This window comes from Rhodococcus sp. PSBB066, assembly GCF_017068255.1.
Lineage (GTDB): Bacteria > Actinomycetota > Actinomycetes > Mycobacteriales > Mycobacteriaceae > Rhodococcus > Rhodococcus aetherivorans.
On record NZ_CP070859.1, the window covers coordinates 6,081,658 to 6,101,078 of the forward strand.

The window sequence follows — 19,421 nt, forward strand, 5'->3', positions numbered from 1 at the left end:
TTTACGTGGTCGTCCCCTCGGATTCGGTCGGGCCGGAGGGGGGCGTCCATGGCTCGGATGGGGGCGGGGTGTCCTTGGCTGGCAGACCGTATTGCTGCCGCGTGTACTCCTCGAGCGAACGGTCGAGACGGATCAGGCCAGCGTCGATGAGCATCTTCAGCGCGGATGCGGTCAGGTCCTGGCGCGAGCCGATCTCGTCGAACACGATCTTCGGTGCGGGCTCGTCCTCACCCCAGTTCAGGTCCACGAGGTCCTCGACGACGTGGGCCGTGCCGATGTCCGCAATGCTCTCGGCGAGCGTCTGTACCGATTGCACGAACGTGTCCTCCTGAACGCTCGCGAGGGCGAATGATCCGCCCTTGTCGAGGTTCAGGAAGTGCGCCAGACCTGCAAGCGCGATCTGTTTGTCCTGATAGTCGATGGCCTGCTGGATGTCGAGCAACACGCCCTGCACGCTGAGCAGCTCGAGTTTCTGGCCGTTTGCGAGACCGACACCGGACGTCATACCGCCCTTGAAGTTCGACGCAAGATCCCGCATGTGGTCGACCTCGGCCTGGTCGTCGGACTTCGATGCAGTACCGACCGGCACACCGATGCCGTTGCGTCGAGCCGCCGCGGCCTGCGTCCGCATGAACTCGTCCTTGAGAATCCAGTGCTTGTACGCCGGCCGCAGGATCGAGTTGCCCTGCCACTGTCCGGGGTCCGGTTCGTGCACGTAGGCAACGAGACGAGAGACGGGGATCGTGAATCCGTCCGGGATCGCCGAGGCCGCAGTGAGCCTGCCGACCGGAGGCTCCTGCGTGATCGATTCGAGGCCGCCGTCGAGTGCGACATTGATCTTCGAGATCGTGCGCTGGGGGCGCGGCGCGAGCTTGCGCAGGCTGATCCTTCCGTCCTGATCGAACTGATAGACCTGCTCGAAGAACGAATGCCCGTACTGCAGCATCAACAGCGCCGGCTGCAGGTGACTCCGCCAGGAGAATCGACCCCTCGTGCGGGTCGCCGGCACAAAGTCCGACCCCTTGATGCCCAGTCTCAGGTTCCGCGCGACGAACTCGGTCACCTCGTCTCTGGCCCCGTTCTGGTCGAGGTGCCATCCTGTTCGCCGGATCGGTAGCCCGATCGCGCGCAGCAGCGAGGAGGCGCGGCCGTCCTCACGGCCCATCCGGCTGAACACCTTCACCGACTCGGGCCACTGCAGTTCAGGGACTTTCTCGGTGTGGTCCCACTGCTGCCACTCGGTCCCGCCGCCGTTGACGTATCCCACTTCGGTGGCCGGCCGCGCTGTCTGCGCCATGGTCACCTCCTTCCTCAGAACGCGACGGTCATCGCGTCGAACGAATCGACGTAGCCGCCCTCGGTACCGGTGGCACGTTCGAACGCGGGCGCGGCCGCCGGACCGACGACGCGGGACTCGAATGTGAGTAGCGCCCACCGCGCCAAGACGACGGCCTGCAGCGACGCGACGCCCGGATCACCGTTCGAGTCGATGACCCAGTCTTTTCGTGGCAGTTCACGCTTCATGGCGTGTTCGAGTGCGTGCCGTAGGGATGGCTGCCCGGTGTGGCAGATCAGCCCGTCCTCGACGTCGTCGACGAACCCGGCACACATGAGTGCGGCCTGATTAGTCGTTGACTTGATCAGCTCGATTCCGGCAGTCTTCATCAGCGGCTCGATCACGGCGGCCGGCGAGCGACTGTCCGTGGCGATCGCACAGGGCTCGATCGCGTCATCAACGCGAGCGAGAAGCGCGACGATCTCCGGGTTCGGTGCAATCGGCAGGTACCCGACCTCGACGTGGATCCGCTCGTCGACGGTGCGCCGGGCCGCCGCGATTGCCCACTGGCTTCCGACACGCGCGACACCGATCCCGGTCGTTCCGATCAGATCCGGCGCGTAGTCGAGCAACCCAGACCAGTGGTCTTCGGCGACGATTTGCCAGGTCTCCGCCTTGTCGTCGGTGGCCGGCCAATCGCCGCGGCCGAGCGCTTCGACGTCGAACCCCTTGCGTCCCGCCGGGGTCGCGAGGTTCTTCATGATGTCGAGGATCTTCTCGTCAGTCTGAATGACCCCGTACGACGGGTTCGCGTAGCGCCATGTTTCTTCCGAGTCTCGCGGCATTCCCTCAGCCGCCATGTACTCGGCGAAATACAGGCCCGGCTCTTGTTTCAGTCCACGCTGGCGGACCGACGCGAGCACCTCGCCGTTGGGGTGCTCATCCTGATTCACTGCAGACGAGGCGTAGATCCGCTGGGGGTTCTTCGCGGCCATCTGCACGAACGACATCGCGGAGATCTCGCCCGGCGTCAGGTTGTATGCCTCGTCGTAGATGACCAGGTCGACGTCGGTCAGGCCGCGGCCAGTGTCGTTCGATCGGGTGCCGAACGAGATCGTCGCGCCTGATGTCAGCTCGATGATGCCCTCACCCTGCGAGCACGTAGCTCGAACGACGCGCTTCCGCAGCCATGGTCGGCTCTTGATGAGCGCCATCATCCGCTTCCACCCGTCGCGGGCGGTCTTCCACCGTTGCGCGGTGTAGATGATGGTCTCGTCCAGCTTGAACAGCCCGTACAGGCATCGCTGGATGAGGATCTCAGACTTGCCGTTCTGCCTCGGGACGATCAGACAGCACGTCGAGTGCACCCACCGCCCAAACTGGGTGGTCGACAGGATCGCATGCTGCGCCTTGACCTGCCACGGCATCGCGATCGACCCGGCGCGCCGACCGAGCTCGACGGCCTTCTCGCCGTGCGTGATGTCACCGTCAGAGACAGACAGGTTGTGCGGTTCTTGCCGGCCGGTCAGGGTGGGGAAATCGTCACAGATCAGCGAGGCCGTCATCGTCATCACCGGCAGGCTCGGAGTCCTTCTGTCGGCGGATCTCGGCGAGCAGTTGCCGAAGGGCGTTGGCCTGCTGCCTCGACTCCTGCAGTGCGCCATCCACGCGGATCTCGAGGATGCCGTCCGCCCCGCGCGCGTCGACGAGGCTCACCCAGCAATCGACGTCGCCGCAGAGAACTCGGTCGAACTGGTCGAGACGGTCCTTGATGCGGGCAGCTTCGACGATCAGCGCCGTCAGCGAGTAGGGATCGGCGTCGTCGTGCAGCTCGGCGTAGAGGCGACGGCCGGCCGACGCAAGACTGTCCAGATCTGGCACGCGATCACCTCCCCGATCCCGTAGAAAATTCCGGTCCGTAAAAAAGTTCGAGACTGAGGCGGCCAGTCACGGACCCCCCCACCCCCTCGATAATTTTCGGGTCGGGTGGGGATTGTCCGTCAGGCGTGCGCGGGCATGCTCAGAGCGGGCCTGAGATGGTCGCGATCGCCGTCGCCACGGGCTCGATTGCACGTTCTGTGCATCAGTCGATCGGCGATGGTCCCTCCAGCGGAGCGAGGGATGCTGTGGTCGGCTTCCAGCCCGTTCCCGTCCCAGTTCTGGTCGGCGCTGAGGAAGGTGCCGCGGCCACACCAGTAGCAGGGAGATCCGTCGATGTGCTGGGCGATAAGCCGGGCGCGTTGCAGTTGGTGCTGCCAACCTAGTCCGCGGGTTGTCGTGTTGGTTGAGGTCACGTCCGGTGCAGTTGTCAGTTGCCGTCGCCTGCTGGTCTCACGTCGAGTGTGTGCGGTGTTCGAACCTGGGTTGCGGTCGTGGTAGCGCTTCAAGTTGGCCGTTCGGACACAGTCCTTGCAGTGCTTGAAGTACGTACCTGCCTTGCGGTTGTAGTAGTACTCGCCGGGTGGCTTACTGCGTCCGCACTCGAGGCACGCGCGTTGCGGTACTGCTACGTTCTGCACGTCGACTCCTTCACAGTCGGCAAAGCCCCGGGAGGATTGGAGTCCTCACCGGGGCGTTCTTTTGTGCGCGGGTTGTTGTGGTCTGTTATGGCCAGGGAAGTAGGCGGATGCCTAGTTGGTCGTCGATCGATTTCGCGGACGCGGGATCAATTCCGGTGATGGCCGGCCTGAGGTGGTCGCGGCTGCCGTCTCCCCGTGATTTGTTGCATGTGTCGTGGATCAGTCGGTCGGCGATGGTGCCGCCGCGGGATCGGGCGATGCTGTGGTCCGCGTGAAGGGATCGGCCATCCCAGTTCCGGGTGGGGTCGCGATGTAGAGGTTGGTTACACCACCAGCACGGCGATCCGTCGACATGGTTGCGTAGTAGCCGATCACGCTGTTGCCTGTGCTTCCATCCGAGACCGCGTTCGGTGGTTGTGGCCATGTGTCCTTCTTGGTCTATGGCCCCGCACCGCCACCATCCAATGGACGGTGCGGGGCGTGTCCACCCGAGCGCCTGTGGCTGCGTCGAGGGTGGACGTGTGTGGGTCAGTGGCGGAGGCGGAGGTGGGTGGCGATGAGGAGCAGGATTCGGATGTGGGTTCGGAGTTGCATTGTGTCCCCCTTCGACGACGAAAGCCGAGGGACCTTGGGGGTCACACTCGGCTTCGCGCGAAGCGTATCACAGCGGGTCGGTTAAGAACGTTTACGCTGCTCGCTTCCGTTTCCTCATCGGAATTGTCAGATGCGCGATCAGCACATCTCCTGTGTTGTAGAGGTTTCCGATTCCTTCGATGGCGCGGACGGGTGTGATGTGGCCGTTCCGTCGTAGGGATTCGACTCGTTCTCGGGTGAGGGTGGAGTAGTCGCCGCCTAGTTCGCGGCCTAGCGTTTCGAGTCCGCTCGGATTGAGTTCTGTTGCTGCTGCTGCGATTGGGTCAGCTTGCTTCCATGCGGGGTCACGTTTCTGTTCGACGAGGTGGTAGACGCGGTCGTGGGCTTCGATGATCTCGCGGGCGGCCTGCTGGATACGTTCGTGGCGGGCTAGGTCGAGGTAGTGGTCGTACAGCCATGTCGCGGCGGGCTGGATGCGTAGCCGTCCGGGATAGGCGATTTGGTGGTGTGTGAGGCACACCTGGTTGATCCAGTCGTCGAGGGTGCCGGTCAGGTCGAGTGCGGCGTCGAAGGCGTCGGCGTTGATGGGTAGTGGTGTGTCAGCACTTGGGCCGCCGACCATGTCGGGTTGGGCGGTGAGCTTGGCGATGGTGGTGTCGAGCTCGTCGGCGAGCCAGGTGGCGATGTTGTCGAGGGCGGTGAGGAGCCGTGCCCGGGTTGGTCGGTCGAGTTCGGTCACGGCTGCTGGTCCTCCTGTGGTCGGTGCCCGGTGATGAGTGCGATGAGGTCGGCGACAGTTCCGGTGACCCACTGCTCGAGTGGGTTGGTGGTGCCGTGGCGCTTGTGGACGACCAGTCCGCAGAGGGCATCGTCGTTACCGGCCTCGATCGCCGCCTCACGCGTCCAGCCGGGCAGATCCACCCGCTGACCCTTCCCAGGGGATTTGAGCTCGAGGACGAGCCTCTGGCCCCTGATTCGTACGCCTGCGATGTCGCCGCGGTCTTTGGCGCCGTTGCGGGCGCGGCGTTCGATGCGGTCGTCGTCGAGGTGGTGTGCGAGGGCTTGGGCGATGAGGGTTTCGAACGCGGTGCCGGCCTTGCGGGCGGATGCGCGACTGCGGGCCATCAGGCGGCGCCTTTCGGTTTCGGGAGTTTGGCTCGGACGGCGGCGATCCCTCTTCGGGCTCGTTCCTCGCGGTCTCGGTCGTGGTCGCATGGGAGCCCTCGGTCGTAGCCGTCGTCGTCGCAGATGCCGCATTCGGCGATGGCGTGGGCTCGGAGCTCGGCGCGTTCTCTCGCTTCGGTGGAGAGGCGCAGGGCGGCTTCTCGTTGCTGCTGGCCCATCCAGGCGGTGTGCGATCGGCGTGCCTCGCCGCAGGCGTGGCAGTTCGCCGTCGTGCCGCCTGGATGAGATGAGCAGAAGGGGGTGGGTTCGGTGATGCGCGCCCTGTCTCCTTCCGTACTTACGTAACCCCTATCTGGAGATGGAGAGGGAGAAGGAGAGGGAGAAGGAGTAGAGGGGGGTTGAGTCGAGGGGTCATTCGGGGGGCGCGATTCATACTGAATTGGGGGATGAATCGAGGGCTGAACAGGGGGATCGCTCGGGGGTTGAACGTCACCCTTGTTCGGGGCATGAACCGCACCATCACCGAGGGGGTACGTGGCGGGATCGATAGGGGTCTGATCGGCCAGCCGGCGGACCGCGTCACTCCCCCAGCCCTTCAGCTCCGGCTCGTCCGCCTGGAGGCGGATCAGCTCGTGCACGATCACCCCGCGCAGCACGTTCGACGCCACAGCCGAATGCGCCTTGGCCATGGACACACCCATATGCCGCTGCTTCATCAACCCGTCGTTGCGGATGAACGATCGGACGAGAACCTCTTCGGTGTCCTCGTCGACGACGATGTAGAGACGCTGCACCAGCTCTGCGACGGAGGCCCAGAAGTGGTCCGGCTTCCAGTCGCGTGCGAGCGGGAGCAGCCTGCGTGGTCGCCAATCCGCGACACCGCAGTAGCTCAGGCTCGGTGAGGTGGTGAGCATCAGGTACACGTGCTGCGCCCCGGGGGTGAGTTGGCGGAAGTCCTCGTCGGACCAGATCGACGTGAAGATGCGGCCGTGGTCCCGCGCCATCAGGCGGCCCTCCTCTCTATGGGTTCGAGTGCGCCGGGAGTGTTCCACATCGGGTCCTGTTGCGGTGCAGCTGGATTCAACGTTGATGTATATGCAACCCGACCGCAGTAACCGGCCTTGCCGGCGTGACGCAGGATGGTCTGATCGCCGCGGTCATGGACGTTCACAGCAGCCCCTTGCAGTCACGGCACCAGTAGGCGCCGGCGGCGGCCGGGGCGCCGCAGACTTTGCAGTGGCGCTCCGGTGGTTGGTGTGGGTGTTCGGCGGCCTTGATGGCGGCCGCTGGCTCCACTCGGGTGGTGATGGATTCGGTCATGCCGCGGCGCCCCTGTCGCGGGTGATCGTCCGCGGGTCGACGCCGAGCTGGTCGGCGATCTGCGCGGAGGACAGTCCGTTGCGGGTGAGCTCGAAGACTTTCTCGCGGCGTTCGATGACGGGTCCGAGGAAGTCGTCCCGCTTGGTGCGGCGGGACACGATCGGTGTGGCGTCGGGGTTGTCGATGGCGTCGTCGTCCCATTCGAGTGGCAACGCCCACCCGTACTTGCGGCCGATGTTGCGGGCCCTGGTAGATGGGCCCTGTTCGAGTTGGAGCCGGTCGAAAAGCGCGGCGACGGTGCGGGCCTTGGCGGCCTGCACCATGGGCTGCCGGCCGAAGGTGAGCGGCACCATGTTGGCGACGGTGATGCCGACCTGCTCGGCGATGTAGGACTGGGTCCAGCCGTTCGCGACGAGGGCCTGGATGCGGCGGGTGGTGCCGATGGCGGGTACGCGTCCGTCGTCGGGGGCGACTTCGTGTGCCGCGGTGGGGATGCGGGTGGCGAGGATGCGGTCGGCGACATCGCGGCTGGTCATCTTGGCGCCTCGGCAGATGTCGGCGACTTGTTTGCGGTCGACTCCGCTGAGGTTGCTGATGGTGCGCCAGGTGAGACCGATGTCGCGCATGGCGGTGATGTGTCGTCGTGCTGGTTCGGCGTCGACGACGAGCGGCTGGAAGCGTCCGTATGCGTGCTGGCGGAGGCGCCAGCGTTCGTAGCAGGCGCGACACATGCCGCGGCGGGTTTGTCCGCCGCGGCTGCAGCCTGGTGTCTTGCAGGTCATGAGCGTGGTGCTCCTCGGAGGGTGGCGAGTTCGTCGTCGCGGAGGCCGGCCATGAGTTTCTGGCTGCCGCGTTCGGCGATATGCGCGATGTCGAGGCGGACCTGGTCGGGCAGGATCTCGCGGTTGTCGAGTGCCCACCGGCCGATGCGGATGGCAGCGTTGGCGTCGGTGACTCTCATCGGTCACCGTCTGCCCACAGCGCGCCACCGCTGCATCCGTGCGGTCGCTCCGAGTCGAATGGATGGTTCATCCCTCGGATGCAGACGCAGACGTGGCCGGCGCCGGTTCCCTGGCCGCCGTTGTGCCCGCACTTTCCATCGGCTGTGATGTTCCGTTCCCCGGGCGCGACAGTGAGGGCGGTGCGCAGTGCGTCGAGAAGATCCTCGTCGACGGTGTCGAGGGGTCCGTTCGTTGCGGTGTCGATCAGGTCGAGTCCCTGTCCGAGCAGCGCGGTCAGGCGCATGACGTCGGCTCGGGCGGCGGACAGGTCTTGGGCGTGCTGCCGCGACAGGTCTTCGGCGACCAGGGCCCGGTCGCGCCAGCCCTTGGTGCGGAACTGTTCGGTGCCGAGTTGCCCGGCGAGGCGTTCGGCTTCGGCTGTAGCGGCGTCCTTGCCGGCGTCGGCCTTTGCGAGGGCCTTGCGGAGGGAGTCGCGTTCGGCGAGGACGGTGTCGATGTCGTCGTAGGCGGCGGCGATGCCGTAGCCGCCGGCCGCGGCGCGGGCCTTCTCGAGTCCGAGGCTCATGGGATGAGTCCCCTTCCTGTGGGGGTGAGGATGGTGATGATCAGGGCGCCGGCAGTGAGGAGGCCGGCGGCGGTGAGACCGATCGCCTCTGTAGCGATGGCGAGGCGCTTCACTGAAGGGCCTCGGATACCGGGTATTCGGCGTACACGTGCCACACCAGCTGGCTGTCGTGCGTGAATACCGTGCCGACGTGGGGCGCATTGATGCGGTCGTGAGTGAACGGGTGGCCGGTGCCGTGGACGTGGAATCGGACGGTCATGTCCTCGTCGATGTCGGCGCACTCGTACCAGACCTCGAGGCACTCGGTGGGTGCGCGTCGGCTGGGGGCGACGGCGATGGCTCGGCGATAGCCGCGGAGCGTCTGCACCGTCTCGTCGGTGATGGGGATCTCGGTGCGGTGGACGCGGGTTCGGATGGTCACGGCAGGGCCTTCCAGCGCTGAGGGAACGACCTCTCGATGGCGCCGACGATCGAGTCGCCGGCCAGGAAGATGGCGACCGCCACCCCCGCCGCCGACACACCGACGGCGAGGGCGAACACGGCCAGTTGGCGGCCGGTCATGGGCGGTCCCCGATCGCTGCCACATCACGCGCCACGGCGTCGGTGCTGATCTGGTCGACGGTCTTCTCCTCGTCGACGAGCGCCGCGGTCAGGTCGCGCACGGCGGTGGCGAGGCCGGTAGTGGCTTCGACCTGGGCGAGCTGCGCGTGCACGCTCGCCGCCGACACCGCCTCGAACCGTGACCCGGACCCGAGCTGTGTCTGCGCAACCTGCAGCAGGGCGGTGGCCTTCTCTGCGTGACCGGTCATGCTGGCTCACCGGCCTCGGCTGGCTCGCCTTCCTTGACGAACCGGATGATCGAGGCCACCTCGTCGCGCGTCAGCTCTCGAGCAGCCCGGAGTTCGTGGCCGACGCGGGCCGACAAGAACGTGCGGCGCTCCTCCTGGTCGAGGATCCCAGCGTCGGTGAGTGCGGCATCGAGGCGTTTGAGGTCCGCTGGGGTAGCGGCCGGAGGTGTCTTCTCTGCCGTGGGCGGTTCGCTGGCCTGCGGGGTGTCCGCTTTTTCGCCCTGCTTCGAGGCGATGCCCAGGGCAGCCCGGGCGCCGGCAACACCGCGCTGCTTCGGGGCGCTGCGCTGTACGGTCGCCTCCTCCGGCGGGTCGAGCTCGAGGTCCTCGCGTGTGTGCGCGATACCGAGGAGGACGTCCGGTGCGATCTTGCGGCAAACCTCGGAAGCGGCCTTGGCGTAGAGCATTGCCTGCGGGTCCTTGAGGTACTTCTCGTTCCCGATGAGGTTGCCCTTGTCGTTCGTCTTGAACTTCCCGGTGCGCTCATCGACCTCGGGCACGTATCCGGCCTTGCGGGCGCGGTCCATCGTCCACGTGGAGGACTCGGTGATGCCGGAGGGCGCCTGCCCGCAGACCGTCACCGACTCGTCGGTGCTCTCCTCGGTCCAGATGTGGTAGCCCTTCACCTTCAATAGGGCGACCATCGTCCGGGCGTAGATCGCCGGCGCCCCGTGCACGACGAAGATCTGCTGCAGGGACTGGATCGGATTGAGGCCCAGCTCGGCGCCGTACAGGATCGCCGCCGTGCCGTCAGCGGGCTTACCGCGGTAGATGCTCGGCACGAGCGCGGTCTTGCACATGCCTTCGGCGAGCGAGTACGCGATGTCCATCGCCTTGGCGTGCGACATGAGGGTGTCGATCGCCTTGCTCGAGTCGGTGGTCGCAGCGAAGCTTGCGCCCGAGGGAACGGTGTCGCCCTCGTCCAGGTGCGCGATGTCGTTGGTGGTCATGCACTTACTCCTTCGAGGAAGTCGGTCTTGGTGTTGGCGTACAAGCTGATGGAGTCGCCGCGGCCGTTGCGTCGGTCGGCGATCTTGCGACCGCGGCAGGTGGCGTACTGGGCGCGGCCCATTGCGTCGAGGACACGGATCTTCGCGGCACGCAGTTCGGCGTCGATCAGCTTCTGATCGGCCACAGCCCGCAGATATGCGGCGGCCAGGTCCTCGTCGAGTTCGACCTCGGTGTCCCGGTCGATGTCCGGGTGTAGACGTCGCAGGCACTCGTATGTGGTGATGCTGTTGTCCAGCTCCGGCGGGGTGCTGGCCTGTAGCGACGCCACCCATGTTCGGACACGGTCGAGGATCGCGTCGGCGAACTCGCGGTCCCATTCGATCGGGTAGATGCGCGGCATCCCGTACGTGGGCCACAGAACGATGTCGGCCTCGTGGATCCCGGACACGAGCATCTGCCACGTGACCTGGGCGGCGTAGTCGGCGGGGGCCTCGCCGCTTCCGTCGTCGCCCCATTCCTCCAGGGAGCGGGCGGTCTTGACTTCGACGATGCGGCGGGCCCGGCCGCGGGAGGCGCGGCGATCGATGGTTGCGGCGTTCGGGAACCCGAGATCGGGCAGGGTGAACTGCACCTCGCCGGTGGAGATACGCCAGCCGGGGGTGCGGTACTTCCAATACTCGGCGGCGGCCAGCTCCGCGGCGTGCCCGTAGTCGAACAGGTCCTGCTTCTGCTCCCCCAGCGGCGCCGCGTCGACGAGTCCGGCCATCTCGTGCCACAGCGCGTACTGCGACTGGTAGCGCGAGATCCCCAGGATGGCAGGGACCTTCGAGGCGGTGACGGTGCGGACCCATTCGGGCGATCCGGGCTCAAGCTTCGGCATCTTCACAGATCGACTCCCATCTCGCGGTCGACCTGCGCCTCGTGGAGACGGTCGGCATAAGCGCCGGCATCGAACTCAAGGAACCTCGGCCGGTCGGTGTCATCCCATCCGGGGTGGCTCACAGGGCCTCCTCGACGGGCCCGGCGACCGCGGCGGCCTCGCGGTGCGCACGCGGGTCGTAGTGGTCGCCAGCGAGGCAGGCGGGGGCGCATTTCGCGGACCGGATCGCGTTGCAGGTGTTGCACTGCCACAGGTTTCGCGGCGGGGCGATGTAGTGGGTGGTCATGGGAGTACCTCCACGGGGAGTTCGAGGTCGGCGACGGCGCACCAGGTGCCGGTGCCGGTGTTGATGAGGTGGCCGTTGACGGTGACGGCGAAGGTGCGACCGGACTCTTCGCGGATGCGGGTTCCGGTGCGCAGCCGCCAGATGAGTCGGTCGTCGTGGATGGTGATCGGCGGCGGTGTCGTCACAGCCCATGCGTCGGCCGGGTCGGCGCCCGGATCGTTCCAGCCGCTCATGCCGCGGCCTCGTCCACGCGCTGCACCAGCACCTCGAGGCGCTTGGCTCCCAACATGTCTTCGGTCTTGACCTGCACCTCAGGCGGTGAGCTGAGGTACAGCTCGACGAGCAGCTCGGTCGGGACGAGCACGTTTCGGGCGGTCAGTGCGCGCCGCCGCTGCTGGTATTCGTTGTGGGCTTCGAGGCACTCGGTGCACGGCTGGGTTCGGTTCCTGAGGTGCCGCTTGTATCCGCCGTAGGTGCCGTGGATGCCGTGCTTCTGCGGCCCGTACATCCGGTAGCGCCGCTGGTAGTCGTTGCGGGCGTCCTTGCATGCCCGGCACGTTGGCGTGCCATTTTTGCGGTGGTCCGCGTAGCCGGCCATCGTTCCGCACCTGTCGCTCATGGCTGCACCACCTTGCGGTACCGGGCGATTCCCCAGGCGATGGCGTGACAGGCGATCAGGTAGTGGTGATCCCAGTCCGACACGTCCCATTCGTAGGTTTCGGTGAAGTGGTAACCGTCGTAGTTCCAGCGGTTGACGGCCTCATGGAACAGTGAGCTGTCGTAGGAGTGGATCTCGTCGATGACCTGGTTACGCAGGTCGAGCCATGCATCGGCCGCCGGGCCGTCGACGTAGTGCCGCTGTGCGAGGAAGTCCTGTACGACCGCAGATACGGCTTTCGATTCGGAGAACGTGTGGGTTCCCCGCCGTGCGGCATCGTTCGTGATCTTCTCCGCCCAGTAGTGCGGATTGATCCGGGCGCCGTCGTAGGCGAAGAACTCGAACATGTCGTGTTCGCGGGCGAACGTGAATGACTCGAGGTCGCCGTCGATGCACAGATGCCCTGGCCACGTGGTGAGCGTCCACGACCACATTCCGGTGCCGGGCTTCGCGAACCGGACGTGCCTGTACACCCCGTCGTCGTGCAGGACAGTCATCTCGTGGTCACGAGTCGCTGCGGCGAACTGGCGGGCGGCGTACTGCTCGGCGGGTTCCGCGTGGCTCAGATGCCGACGGGTGATGCGGCGAAGCATGGCGCGACGTTCCGCAGTCATCGTCGGCTTCGCATGGGTGGCGCGGCGCGTGCCGGGACGGGCGATCAGTTCGGGAACGAAGTCGATGCTCATGAGGACACCGCCGCGGCGTACATGATAAACGCGAGCATCCCCACCAGGCCGACCATCGCGAGGATGGACCACCACACGCTCGGAAGTTCGTTCGGACGGCCGACGAACACGGGCAGGTGGTCGAGCTCCACATCGACGTCCAGCTCCTCGAGCTCGTCGGCCGGCACCGGGGTGTTGTCGCACAGCAGCGCGCACGGCACAGTGCGTCGCGTCTGCTCGTAGATCGGAAGGTTCATTCGAAGGTCCTTGTCAGAAGTTGGTGCCGGTTGCGCCGCCATCCCCACAGCGGCGCAACCGGAGTCATGGGATGAGGGCGAGGAACAACGCGAGGGCTGCGATGATCGGGGCCCACAGCAGCAGCGCGGGCGGCAGGGTGAACACGATCCCGCGGAACGGACCCGTCACGACTGGGTCTCCGCGTACTTGGCAGAAGCAAGCAGAGCGGCTGCGAGTTCCCTGGATTCGGCGGGCGTCATTCGCACCCCTAGTGCCAGAACCACGTCCGTATCGGCGGCTACCAGGTACTTGCGGTCGCCGTCAGGGTGCGACGCCAGCCATGCCGGGTCGGGTCGCACTTTGCGGGATCACAGGTTCCGGCAGTTCGACGACGCCGAAGCGAACGAGGATCGCATCGGCGACGTTGTCAGGCTCGGGCGCTGACCAGACGTCGATAGCAGGTGCACTGGCGATGACTCTGGAGAGTTCGTCTCGGATGCTCATGCGGCACACACCTGGATCTCGCAACCGAACCCCACCTGCGTGCGCCCGTTGGCGAGTTCCATCAACCACATGTGGCCGGCGGCGGGGTGGTCGGCGATCTTCTCCATGGTCACGATCGGGCACAGTGCGAACGTCACGACGCACTCCCGATCACGGACAGTTCGTCGAGTGAGACGCAAAACTCGGCGTCTCCGAGTTCGTCGCTGTACGAGGCCTCGTCGATCACCACGTGCGCGAACCGTTCGCTGCCGTGCTCGTGGTAGTCCAGGACCTCGACCACCGTCTCGACACGGTCAGCCACCAGACGCGCGGTCACGATGCCACCTCCATGTGTGCAGCGATGTAGTCCTCGAGCCACTGGCGGGTGACCTTGCGGCCGCGGCCGATACGGATGCACGGGAGTTCGTCGTGTTTCCACATTTCGCGGATGGTGGTTTCGGAGACCCCGAGCAGCTCGGCCGCTTCGGCGGCGTTGAGGAGCAGCTTCGGTCCGATCTGGGCACTCATGCTGCACCGCCGTCGAAGAGGTCGACCACGTTGTCGCCGCCGCGCCGCACCAGTCGGGCGATCGCCTCGGCGCCAGCCGGGGTGATCTTCAAGGTGTGCATGACCTCGCCACGGAATCGCGGGGCCTCATGGTTCTCGACGCGCTGGAAGTAGCGCTTCTTGTCGGCGTACTCCGAGTACCGATTGACTGTGACCTTGCGGCCCTTCGAGTGCGACCAGCGGGTCGAGGTCTCGGAGTAGATCCACATTTTTGCGATGAGCAGCTCGCGCAGCTTCGACTCCTGCATGCCCAGCGTGGACGCGACGGTGGCGAACCGGAGCATGTCTTCGTCGGCGACGAACTCGTCGACGTAGGCAGCCTTCGGTGCCAACTCTGCGATGTGAGCGTCGAGGGCAGCGATTTCCTTGTCCTTCGATGCGAGCATCTGCCGCGCTTCGAGAACTGCGTGCGCGAGTAGCTCGGGGCCAGTGAGCGCCGGCGCCATGGTCTCGGCTTCACGGGTGCGGATCGCGAAGTACGCCTGCGCGGCAGCGACATCGGGCTTGCGCGGATCGCCGTTCATCGCAACCAGGTAGCAGGCGAAGCGGGCGAGCTGAAAGTCCTCGCGAGGACGGCCGCCGGACTTTTCGGTGGCGCCAACGAAAAGTGTGTCGACGTCCAGCCCTTGGTTCTTGGCGGTCGCCTTCGCCCGATCGATCGCTGCGACGAAGTTGCGCCAGTCAGCGCCGTACCCGAGGTTCGGCACGATGCCGCGAGCCGACCAGAACTCCGAACCGTCTGGTCGAACTTGGCGGATGGCGTCGAACGGGGACTGCCCCGCCGATCCACCTCCCATTACACTGAGTTCTGACATTGATGTGCCTTTCATGTCGTGGCCGTCGCCTGTTGCCTCAGGCGGCGGCCTTTCTTATGCAGCTACTGCCGTCTTCCGTTTTACGGATGGGCGCTCAGTAGTTGACATCTTCTCCTCGAAAAGAACCTCGGTCGGCACACCGAGGGCCTCCGCGATGCGGTCCGCAGTGAGCGGTTCGCATCCGCGACGTCGTTCATGGAGGAGGTGGTCGATGAAACTCGGATGGACGTCGGCGTACCGGGCGAGCTTTCTCCCGGACATCACCTTGTCCTTCTCGGGTCCCACCAGCGCCCGGAGGAGCGCCGCGCTGCGGAGTCTCATCCAGGTCCCCTTTGGTCGTCTGCGATAGCGGGTTGCCATCGTGGTCTCCATCCTGCCTAGTAGGCGCCTATCTGTCAAGTACTGAGCAGAACTGTAGCGCCTACCGGTAGGCGGGTGCAAGAGATGTGAATCAGCGAACTTTCCGCAGGCAGGGACTATGCGGCACGATTGCAACCGTCAATCGGTAGGCGGCTATCCGCGCGGCGGGTGTCAAATACCGGTAGGTGTCTATCAAGGAGCGTCTGTTGCGAGGCAGTGAACCGGCCAGCCAATCTCAGAGCGTGCCCACAATCGCTGACCTCATACAGGCTCGACGCGCCGAACGCGGCTGGTCGTACCGCACCCTCGCGGACCGCGCCGACCATGTATTCAGTGCGCAGCGCTGGCAGCAGCTGGGTACTGGCGTTCGGATCAAGGAGTTCCCGGAGCCGGCCACAATCCAGGCAATGGCAGATGCACTCGAAGTCGACGTCGCATCCGTCGTCCTGGCCGCGGCCGCATCCATCGGACTCCCCGTCGAACGCCGGCAATCCGAACTGGCCGCGATGCTCCCCAGCAACGCGGACGACCTGACCGAGGAACAGCGAGACGCCGTGCTCGCCGTGATCCGGGCAATGACACCGAAGGAGAACCGGCATGACTCAGGCACCGAAGAAGTCCCGGAACCGCGGACGAAAGAGGGCAGCACGAAGCACGGCGGCCCGACTGGCGGCGGTCGCTCGCGGCGATCGCCCTCCATGAACCCGGCCGGACTCGCTCCTGTTGCCGATCCCGACCCTGACTATGCGGCGGCCCGGAAGGGTTACGAGCCGTCGCCCGTGGGCCATAATGAGGTAAGGGGCACGCAGCCGTCCACCACATACGTGGACAGCAACCAGGACATGCCCGACCCGGATACGCTAAATTCCCGCGAGATCCTCGCGGCCCGCGACATCGACGACGCCAGCTCCGTATATCCCGAGGACGGTCAGAAGTGAGCCGGCGGTACCGCGAGCCGGGTATCGAGATCGAGTCGTACACGTCTATCACTGATGATTACGCAGGCGCGCATGACTCTTGGTGGGGTGTGGCCAAGATGCACGTCAAGGCTCAGGACCACGACCTGCCATTTCTGCTCGCGAACGAACTCATCTGCTGCCGGCTTGCTGCAGCGATCGGCCTTCCCGTCCTACCTGGCGAGATTGCACTGCATCCCAATGGACGCAAGTGTTGGGTGACGTCTCAGGTCAGTCATGCTGGTGTCACCGTCCCGCCGACCCGCGGACAAGAGGTTGTCGCGGCGCACGCGCCGACCATTGCAGGCGCCCTTGTGTTCGACTGCTGGGTGCTGAACGAGGATCGACATGAGGAGAACTTTCTGTTCCACCCAAGTCTCGGCATTTGGCTCATTGATCACGATGATGCCTTAGCCGGATCGGACGGGAGGAGATTCAATACCTTCGCCAAGACAACCGACATGACCCTGGGCTGGCATGGCTTTCAGAGCACAGAGCTTCCACTTGAGGCGTTGAGATTCTGGGCCTGGCGCGTGAAGAACGCCCCGATGGGCGCGATTGACCTTGCGCTCAATGAGGCAAACGCGCGCGGACTGCTGCCGAAGGCGAATGGCGCCACGCTCCGCAAGCTGCTGCGCGATCGCAAGGAGCGAATAGATACTTTGGTGGATAGGTTCGTCGCGCCGCTGCGCTCATATGTCGGTACCGATGACGAGCCTTCGCTGTTCCAACCGTGACAGGAGGTGTGTGCAGTGGATGCCGCGTGGCACCTGATCCAGTACACGGCGGACATGAGACGAAAGGAACCGCGAAACATCGGTGTCGCGGTCTCGGTCGACGACCAGTGGGCGATCAAGTTGTTTGCGGTGGATCAGTCATCCGGCCGCATCAACGGGCGCGCCCTGAAGAAGTATGGGCTCACCAAGGACGGGTACGAGGCATGGGTCGAGTACTTCACAGACATGATCCTGTCCGGTAGGTGGGAACGGGTACTGCAGGCCCAGCGGCGCCGTCCGTCAGAGTTTCGACTTGTCACCGGTGGCCACACGCGTGCAGCTGGCACCGCTCGAGATGTCGCCACAAGGTTGTTTGCGGAGCTTGTGCACCGCGAGGAAGGGCATGTGGAGCCAAGGGCCCGCGTCCTGCAGCAGCGGGTCGAGCAGACGCTCCGGCTTGCTGAAGTCGAGCCGCAAGCCGACATCGTTGTACCCGCACTCTGGGATGATGCTGCGGACGACGTCGAGTTCGACTATGCCTACACCAATGGCAGGCGACATCTCATGGAGCGCCTTCAGCTTCACCAGACATCCATCGATACCTCCAAGATGGTGGCCAGGGAGTTCAATGCGCGAGTGACAGCTGCTAGCGCCGCAGGAGCAGCAGAGAGTTTCATCGCGTTTTACTCGGGCGAGGCCGTCGAAGAGATGGGTGGCGACTCGATGCTGACACCGATCTTCAAGGTGGCCGAGATCGTTGATGTCGACAACGAAGCAACAGCGGCAGAAAACCTGCTGGCGATTATGCACCGGACGGCATGACGACGGGTCCATCGCCATCTAATCGAACATGTGTTCTAATCTGGGAATGCGGGAATCGGACATTCTTCGCGGTGGTCGGCGCTGGAATCCGTGGCGGTATCTCAGCCGCAACCACCCCCATATGAAGGTGAACTGCCGGTACCCCCTCCCTGGCACACGGGCGGGCTTGCTCACCGTGCACGGCATCTACCTCGATTGCCGACTGAACCAGGCCGGCCGGCGATGCACCCTCCAACATGAGATCGAGCACCTTGAGCGTGGGCCAGTCCCCGACCACCCGCATTTCGCCGCGCTCGAAGAACACATCGTCGACGTCCTCGCCGCCCGGAGACTCATCGCGCTCCCCCATCTATTCGACGCTCTGCTGTGGACGAAACACCCAATCGAACTGGCCGACGAACTGTTCGTCGATCTTGACACCCTCAGCACACGACTCGAACACCTGACACCACGAGAACGTGGCTATATCAACCTCGAGCTGGCCCGCCGCCAGCCCTGGAACAACTAGGAGCCACCCGTGGCCCGCCAACAACTCCCCCCGCAGATCAAGAAGGTCGAACTCGCCCGCAAGGTCCGCGGCCGACCCGTTGTCCGCTACCAGCTCACCGTCGACATCGGCACTGACCCGGTCACCGGTGGGCGCAAGCAGTACCGCAAACGGTTCGACAGCCTCGACGACGCGAAGGACAAACTGTCGGAGCTGCAGAACGACGTCGCCCGCGGCACGCACGTGCACCGCTCGACGCTCACCGTGGAGCAGGCGTGCGCGGACTGGCTCGCCGGCCGCCGCGTCCGCCCCACCACCCTCGGTGCCTACACCCACGCCCTCCAACCCGTGCGCGACATGTACGGCGGCCTGGCGGTGCAGAAGCTGACCAAGCGTGACATCGACGACCTGGTCTCCGCGCTGCTCGCCGGCACCGTCATCAAGTCGGACGGCACCCCCCGCAAGGCGTGGACCGCGAACACCGTCAACCCGATGCTCAACGTGCTGTCCTCGGTGCTGTCCGGACTCGTGAAGCAGGGCCAACTGGTTCGCGACGTCGCCGCCCTGGTCGACCGGGTGCCGCGGCAGAAGAAGGAGATGCGCACCTTCACCGAGGACGAGGTCCGCACACTGCTCGAGGTCGCGGCGACCGACCGCAACGAGCACGCCTGGCACCTCGCCCTGTCCGGGCTGCGCCGCGGCGAGATCGCTGGCCTCAAGTGGGAGCACCTCGACCTCGAGGCCGGCACCATCACGATCGCCAACAACCGGGTGTCGGTGAACGGGAAGGTGTCGGAGGGCGAACCCAAGTCCACCCGCTCCGCACGCACGCTGCCACTCACCCCAGCACTGACCGCGGCGTTGAAGGCGGCCCGCACCCGGCAGGCGAGGGAACGGCTCCGCCTGGGCGAGGCGTACGGGCCCGGCACGTACGTGGTGTGCGACGAGGCCGGCCGCCCCTACCACCCGGACACGATCTCCGATTTCTGGCGAGAAATGTGCACACGGTCGGGCGTGTCGCAGATCCGGCTGCACGATGCGCGCCACACCTGCGGCACGCTGATGCACCTGCAAGGGGTGCCGATCGTGGTGATCTCGGCGTGGCTCGGGCACGCGGATGCGGCCTTCACGATGCGCACCTACATGCACTCGCAGAACGACGCGTTGGCAGACGCTGCGCGCATTCTTCAACGCACTGTGACAAACCGTGACAACTCGACCGGTTCGTAAGACGGCAGAAGGGGCGCTGACCATCGTTTCCGCTGGTCAGCGCCCCTCTGGTGGAGCCCCCTGTCAGGATTGAACTGACGACCGCTCGCTTACAAGGCG

32 protein-coding genes are annotated in these 19,421 nt (G+C 65.4%); 5 read left to right on the forward strand and 27 right to left on the reverse strand.

Going from position 1 to position 19,421, the window contains the following annotated elements:
* Position 1: 1 nt before the first annotated feature.
* The 27 genes from JYA75_RS27790 to JYA75_RS27915 form a co-directional block, all read right to left on the reverse strand.
* Complete coding sequence (locus JYA75_RS27790; RefSeq protein WP_239010510.1) at positions 2-1,297, reverse strand: DUF935 domain-containing protein; 1,296 nt, start codon at positions 1,295-1,297, stop codon at positions 2-4.
* A gap of 14 nt (positions 1,298-1,311) precedes the next feature.
* On the reverse strand, positions 1,312-2,847 hold the full coding sequence (locus JYA75_RS27795) for a hypothetical protein (protein WP_168579117.1): 1,536 nt from the start codon (positions 2,845-2,847) through the stop codon (positions 1,312-1,314).
* The gene (locus JYA75_RS27800) at positions 2,819-3,157 is read right to left on the reverse strand and encodes a hypothetical protein (RefSeq protein WP_168579116.1); all 339 of its coding nucleotides are present in this window, start codon (positions 3,155-3,157) and stop codon (positions 2,819-2,821) included. The genes JYA75_RS27795 and JYA75_RS27800 overlap by 29 nt, the downstream gene beginning before the upstream one ends.
* A gap of 723 nt (positions 3,158-3,880) precedes the next feature.
* The gene (locus JYA75_RS29025; protein WP_239010511.1) at positions 3,881-4,219 is read right to left on the reverse strand and encodes a hypothetical protein; all 339 of its coding nucleotides are present in this window, start codon (positions 4,217-4,219) and stop codon (positions 3,881-3,883) included.
* 261 nt (positions 4,220-4,480) lie between these two features.
* Positions 4,481-5,128 carry a hypothetical protein gene (locus tag JYA75_RS27805; RefSeq protein ID WP_168579115.1) on the reverse strand — a complete coding sequence of 216 codons (648 nt, stop codon included), beginning with the start codon at positions 5,126-5,128 and terminating at the stop codon, positions 4,481-4,483.
* The gene (locus JYA75_RS27810; RefSeq protein WP_168579114.1) at positions 5,125-5,514 is read right to left on the reverse strand and encodes a hypothetical protein; all 390 of its coding nucleotides are present in this window, start codon (positions 5,512-5,514) and stop codon (positions 5,125-5,127) included. The genes JYA75_RS27805 and JYA75_RS27810 overlap by 4 nt, the downstream gene beginning before the upstream one ends.
* A complete protein-coding gene (locus JYA75_RS27815) occupies positions 5,514-6,518 on the reverse strand; it encodes a hypothetical protein (protein WP_168579113.1) in 1,005 nt (334 codons plus the stop codon). The genes JYA75_RS27810 and JYA75_RS27815 overlap by 1 nt, the downstream gene beginning before the upstream one ends.
* A gap of 163 nt (positions 6,519-6,681) precedes the next feature.
* Positions 6,682-6,834, reverse strand: coding sequence for a hypothetical protein (locus JYA75_RS27820; protein ID WP_168579112.1), 153 nt, complete (start codon positions 6,832-6,834; stop codon positions 6,682-6,684).
* Positions 6,831-7,616, reverse strand: a complete 786-nt coding sequence (locus tag JYA75_RS27825; protein WP_168579111.1) for a hypothetical protein — start codon at positions 7,614-7,616, stop codon at positions 6,831-6,833. Before JYA75_RS27825 ends, JYA75_RS27820 begins: the two co-directional genes overlap by 4 nt.
* A complete protein-coding gene (locus JYA75_RS27830; RefSeq protein WP_168579110.1) occupies positions 7,613-7,795 on the reverse strand; it encodes a hypothetical protein in 183 nt (60 codons plus the stop codon). Before JYA75_RS27830 ends, JYA75_RS27825 begins: the two co-directional genes overlap by 4 nt.
* Entirely contained in the window at positions 7,792-8,361 is a 570-nt protein-coding gene (locus JYA75_RS27835; protein WP_239010512.1) for a hypothetical protein, read from the reverse strand. The genes JYA75_RS27830 and JYA75_RS27835 overlap by 4 nt, the downstream gene beginning before the upstream one ends.
* Positions 8,362-8,470: 109 nt before the next feature.
* Positions 8,471-8,782, reverse strand: a complete 312-nt coding sequence (locus tag JYA75_RS27840; protein ID WP_168579109.1) for a hypothetical protein — start codon at positions 8,780-8,782, stop codon at positions 8,471-8,473.
* Positions 8,779-8,922: a hypothetical protein gene (locus tag JYA75_RS27845; RefSeq protein WP_168579108.1), complete on the reverse strand. Its 144-nt coding sequence runs from the start codon at positions 8,920-8,922 to the stop codon at positions 8,779-8,781. Before JYA75_RS27845 ends, JYA75_RS27840 begins: the two co-directional genes overlap by 4 nt.
* On the reverse strand, positions 8,919-9,170 hold the full coding sequence (locus tag JYA75_RS27850; RefSeq protein ID WP_168579107.1) for a hypothetical protein: 252 nt from the start codon (positions 9,168-9,170) through the stop codon (positions 8,919-8,921). Before JYA75_RS27850 ends, JYA75_RS27845 begins: the two co-directional genes overlap by 4 nt.
* On the reverse strand, positions 9,167-10,159 hold the full coding sequence (locus JYA75_RS27855) for a hypothetical protein (protein ID WP_168579106.1): 993 nt from the start codon (positions 10,157-10,159) through the stop codon (positions 9,167-9,169). The genes JYA75_RS27850 and JYA75_RS27855 overlap by 4 nt, the downstream gene beginning before the upstream one ends.
* Positions 10,156-11,040, reverse strand: a complete 885-nt coding sequence (locus tag JYA75_RS27860) for a YqaJ viral recombinase family protein (protein ID WP_168579105.1) — start codon at positions 11,038-11,040, stop codon at positions 10,156-10,158. The genes JYA75_RS27855 and JYA75_RS27860 overlap by 4 nt, the downstream gene beginning before the upstream one ends.
* A 118-nt stretch (positions 11,041-11,158) precedes the next feature.
* Positions 11,159-11,326: a hypothetical protein gene (locus JYA75_RS27865; protein ID WP_168579104.1), complete on the reverse strand. Its 168-nt coding sequence runs from the start codon at positions 11,324-11,326 to the stop codon at positions 11,159-11,161.
* Positions 11,323-11,559: a hypothetical protein gene (locus tag JYA75_RS27870; protein WP_168579103.1), complete on the reverse strand. Its 237-nt coding sequence runs from the start codon at positions 11,557-11,559 to the stop codon at positions 11,323-11,325. The genes JYA75_RS27865 and JYA75_RS27870 overlap by 4 nt, the downstream gene beginning before the upstream one ends.
* Positions 11,556-11,945: a hypothetical protein gene (locus JYA75_RS27875; RefSeq protein WP_168579102.1), complete on the reverse strand. Its 390-nt coding sequence runs from the start codon at positions 11,943-11,945 to the stop codon at positions 11,556-11,558. Before JYA75_RS27875 ends, JYA75_RS27870 begins: the two co-directional genes overlap by 4 nt.
* Complete coding sequence (locus JYA75_RS27880) at positions 11,942-12,670, reverse strand: hypothetical protein (RefSeq protein ID WP_168579101.1); 729 nt, start codon at positions 12,668-12,670, stop codon at positions 11,942-11,944. The genes JYA75_RS27875 and JYA75_RS27880 overlap by 4 nt, the downstream gene beginning before the upstream one ends.
* Complete coding sequence (locus JYA75_RS27885; protein WP_168579100.1) at positions 12,667-12,906, reverse strand: hypothetical protein; 240 nt, start codon at positions 12,904-12,906, stop codon at positions 12,667-12,669. Before JYA75_RS27885 ends, JYA75_RS27880 begins: the two co-directional genes overlap by 4 nt.
* 301 nt (positions 12,907-13,207) lie before the next feature.
* A complete protein-coding gene (locus tag JYA75_RS27890; protein WP_203329560.1) occupies positions 13,208-13,390 on the reverse strand; it encodes a hypothetical protein in 183 nt (60 codons plus the stop codon).
* Positions 13,387-13,527 carry a hypothetical protein gene (locus JYA75_RS27895; RefSeq protein ID WP_168579098.1) on the reverse strand — a complete coding sequence of 47 codons (141 nt, stop codon included), beginning with the start codon at positions 13,525-13,527 and terminating at the stop codon, positions 13,387-13,389. The genes JYA75_RS27890 and JYA75_RS27895 overlap by 4 nt, the downstream gene beginning before the upstream one ends.
* Positions 13,524-13,706 (reverse strand): hypothetical protein, encoded by a 183-nt coding sequence (locus tag JYA75_RS27900; RefSeq protein WP_168579097.1) that lies wholly within the window; start codon positions 13,704-13,706, stop codon positions 13,524-13,526. The genes JYA75_RS27895 and JYA75_RS27900 overlap by 4 nt, the downstream gene beginning before the upstream one ends.
* Positions 13,703-13,897, reverse strand: coding sequence for a helix-turn-helix domain-containing protein (locus JYA75_RS27905; RefSeq protein ID WP_168579096.1), 195 nt, complete (start codon positions 13,895-13,897; stop codon positions 13,703-13,705). The genes JYA75_RS27900 and JYA75_RS27905 overlap by 4 nt, the downstream gene beginning before the upstream one ends.
* The gene (locus JYA75_RS27910) at positions 13,894-14,751 is read right to left on the reverse strand and encodes a phage antirepressor KilAC domain-containing protein (RefSeq protein WP_168580514.1); all 858 of its coding nucleotides are present in this window, start codon (positions 14,749-14,751) and stop codon (positions 13,894-13,896) included. Before JYA75_RS27910 ends, JYA75_RS27905 begins: the two co-directional genes overlap by 4 nt.
* A 54-nt stretch (positions 14,752-14,805) precedes the next feature.
* Entirely contained in the window at positions 14,806-15,072 is a 267-nt protein-coding gene (locus JYA75_RS27915; RefSeq protein ID WP_203329561.1) for an XRE family transcriptional regulator, read from the reverse strand.
* Between the two features lie 224 nt (positions 15,073-15,296).
* Here JYA75_RS27915 and JYA75_RS27920 point away from each other — a divergent pair, with 224 nt between their 5' ends.
* From JYA75_RS27920 to JYA75_RS27940, 5 genes are all read left to right on the forward strand, one after another.
* Positions 15,297-16,049, forward strand: coding sequence for a helix-turn-helix domain-containing protein (locus JYA75_RS27920; protein ID WP_168579094.1), 753 nt, complete (start codon positions 15,297-15,299; stop codon positions 16,047-16,049).
* Entirely contained in the window at positions 16,046-16,804 is a 759-nt protein-coding gene (locus tag JYA75_RS27925) for a hypothetical protein (protein WP_203329562.1), read from the forward strand. The genes JYA75_RS27920 and JYA75_RS27925 overlap by 4 nt, the downstream gene beginning before the upstream one ends.
* 15 nt (positions 16,805-16,819) lie before the next feature.
* Complete coding sequence (locus JYA75_RS27930) at positions 16,820-17,605, forward strand: hypothetical protein (RefSeq protein WP_168579092.1); 786 nt, start codon at positions 16,820-16,822, stop codon at positions 17,603-17,605.
* A gap of 175 nt (positions 17,606-17,780) precedes the next feature.
* Complete coding sequence (locus JYA75_RS27935) at positions 17,781-18,113, forward strand: hypothetical protein (RefSeq protein WP_239010612.1); 333 nt, start codon at positions 17,781-17,783, stop codon at positions 18,111-18,113.
* 9 nt (positions 18,114-18,122) lie between these two features.
* Positions 18,123-19,322: a site-specific integrase gene (locus JYA75_RS27940; protein ID WP_168579090.1), complete on the forward strand. Its 1,200-nt coding sequence runs from the start codon at positions 18,123-18,125 to the stop codon at positions 19,320-19,322.
* Positions 19,323-19,421: the final 99 nt, after the last annotated feature.

Bases quoted from the DNA above. Each gene is read 5' to 3' on its own strand.
- JYA75_RS27865 (WP_168579104.1), bottom strand. From the start codon at position 11,326: ATGACCACCCACTACATCGCCCCGCCGCGAAACCTGTGGCAGTGCAAC.
- JYA75_RS29025 (WP_239010511.1), bottom strand. From the start codon at position 4,219: ATGGCCACAACCACCGAACGCGGTCTCGGATGGAAGCACAGGCAACAG.
- JYA75_RS27905 (WP_168579096.1), bottom strand. From the start codon at position 13,897: ATGAGTGCCCAGATCGGACCGAAGCTGCTCCTCAACGCCGCCGAAGCG.
- JYA75_RS27810 (WP_168579114.1), bottom strand. From the start codon at position 5,514: ATGGCCCGCAGTCGCGCATCCGCCCGCAAGGCCGGCACCGCGTTCGAA.
- JYA75_RS27790 (WP_239010510.1), bottom strand. From the start codon at position 1,297: ATGGCGCAGACAGCGCGGCCGGCCACCGAAGTGGGATACGTCAACGGC.
- JYA75_RS27855 (WP_168579106.1), bottom strand. From the start codon at position 10,159: ATGACCACCAACGACATCGCGCACCTGGACGAGGGCGACACCGTTCCC.
- JYA75_RS27835 (WP_239010512.1), bottom strand. From the start codon at position 8,361: ATGAGCCTCGGACTCGAGAAGGCCCGCGCCGCGGCCGGCGGCTACGGC.
- JYA75_RS27875 (WP_168579102.1), bottom strand. From the start codon at position 11,945: ATGAGCGACAGGTGCGGAACGATGGCCGGCTACGCGGACCACCGCAAA.
- JYA75_RS27885 (WP_168579100.1), bottom strand. From the start codon at position 12,906: ATGAACCTTCCGATCTACGAGCAGACGCGACGCACTGTGCCGTGCGCG.
- JYA75_RS27815 (WP_168579113.1), bottom strand. From the start codon at position 6,518: ATGGCGCGGGACCACGGCCGCATCTTCACGTCGATCTGGTCCGACGAG.
- JYA75_RS27880 (WP_168579101.1), bottom strand. From the start codon at position 12,670: ATGAGCATCGACTTCGTTCCCGAACTGATCGCCCGTCCCGGCACGCGC.
- JYA75_RS27860 (WP_168579105.1), bottom strand. From the start codon at position 11,040: ATGCCGAAGCTTGAGCCCGGATCGCCCGAATGGGTCCGCACCGTCACC.
- JYA75_RS27850 (WP_168579107.1), bottom strand. From the start codon at position 9,170: ATGACCGGTCACGCAGAGAAGGCCACCGCCCTGCTGCAGGTTGCGCAG.
- JYA75_RS27910 (WP_168580514.1), bottom strand. From the start codon at position 14,751: ATGTCAGAACTCAGTGTAATGGGAGGTGGATCGGCGGGGCAGTCCCCG.
- JYA75_RS27825 (WP_168579111.1), bottom strand. From the start codon at position 7,616: ATGACCTGCAAGACACCAGGCTGCAGCCGCGGCGGACAAACCCGCCGC.
- JYA75_RS27795 (WP_168579117.1), bottom strand. From the start codon at position 2,847: ATGACGATGACGGCCTCGCTGATCTGTGACGATTTCCCCACCCTGACC.
- JYA75_RS27830 (WP_168579110.1), bottom strand. From the start codon at position 7,795: ATGAGAGTCACCGACGCCAACGCTGCCATCCGCATCGGCCGGTGGGCA.
- JYA75_RS27845 (WP_168579108.1), bottom strand. From the start codon at position 8,922: ATGACCGGCCGCCAACTGGCCGTGTTCGCCCTCGCCGTCGGTGTGTCG.
- JYA75_RS27890 (WP_203329560.1), bottom strand. From the start codon at position 13,390: ATGAGCATCCGAGACGAACTCTCCAGAGTCATCGCCAGTGCACCTGCT.
- JYA75_RS27915 (WP_203329561.1), bottom strand. From the start codon at position 15,072: ATGAGACTCCGCAGCGCGGCGCTCCTCCGGGCGCTGGTGGGACCCGAG.
- JYA75_RS27870 (WP_168579103.1), bottom strand. From the start codon at position 11,559: ATGAGCGGCTGGAACGATCCGGGCGCCGACCCGGCCGACGCATGGGCT.
- JYA75_RS27820 (WP_168579112.1), bottom strand. From the start codon at position 6,834: ATGACCGAATCCATCACCACCCGAGTGGAGCCAGCGGCCGCCATCAAG.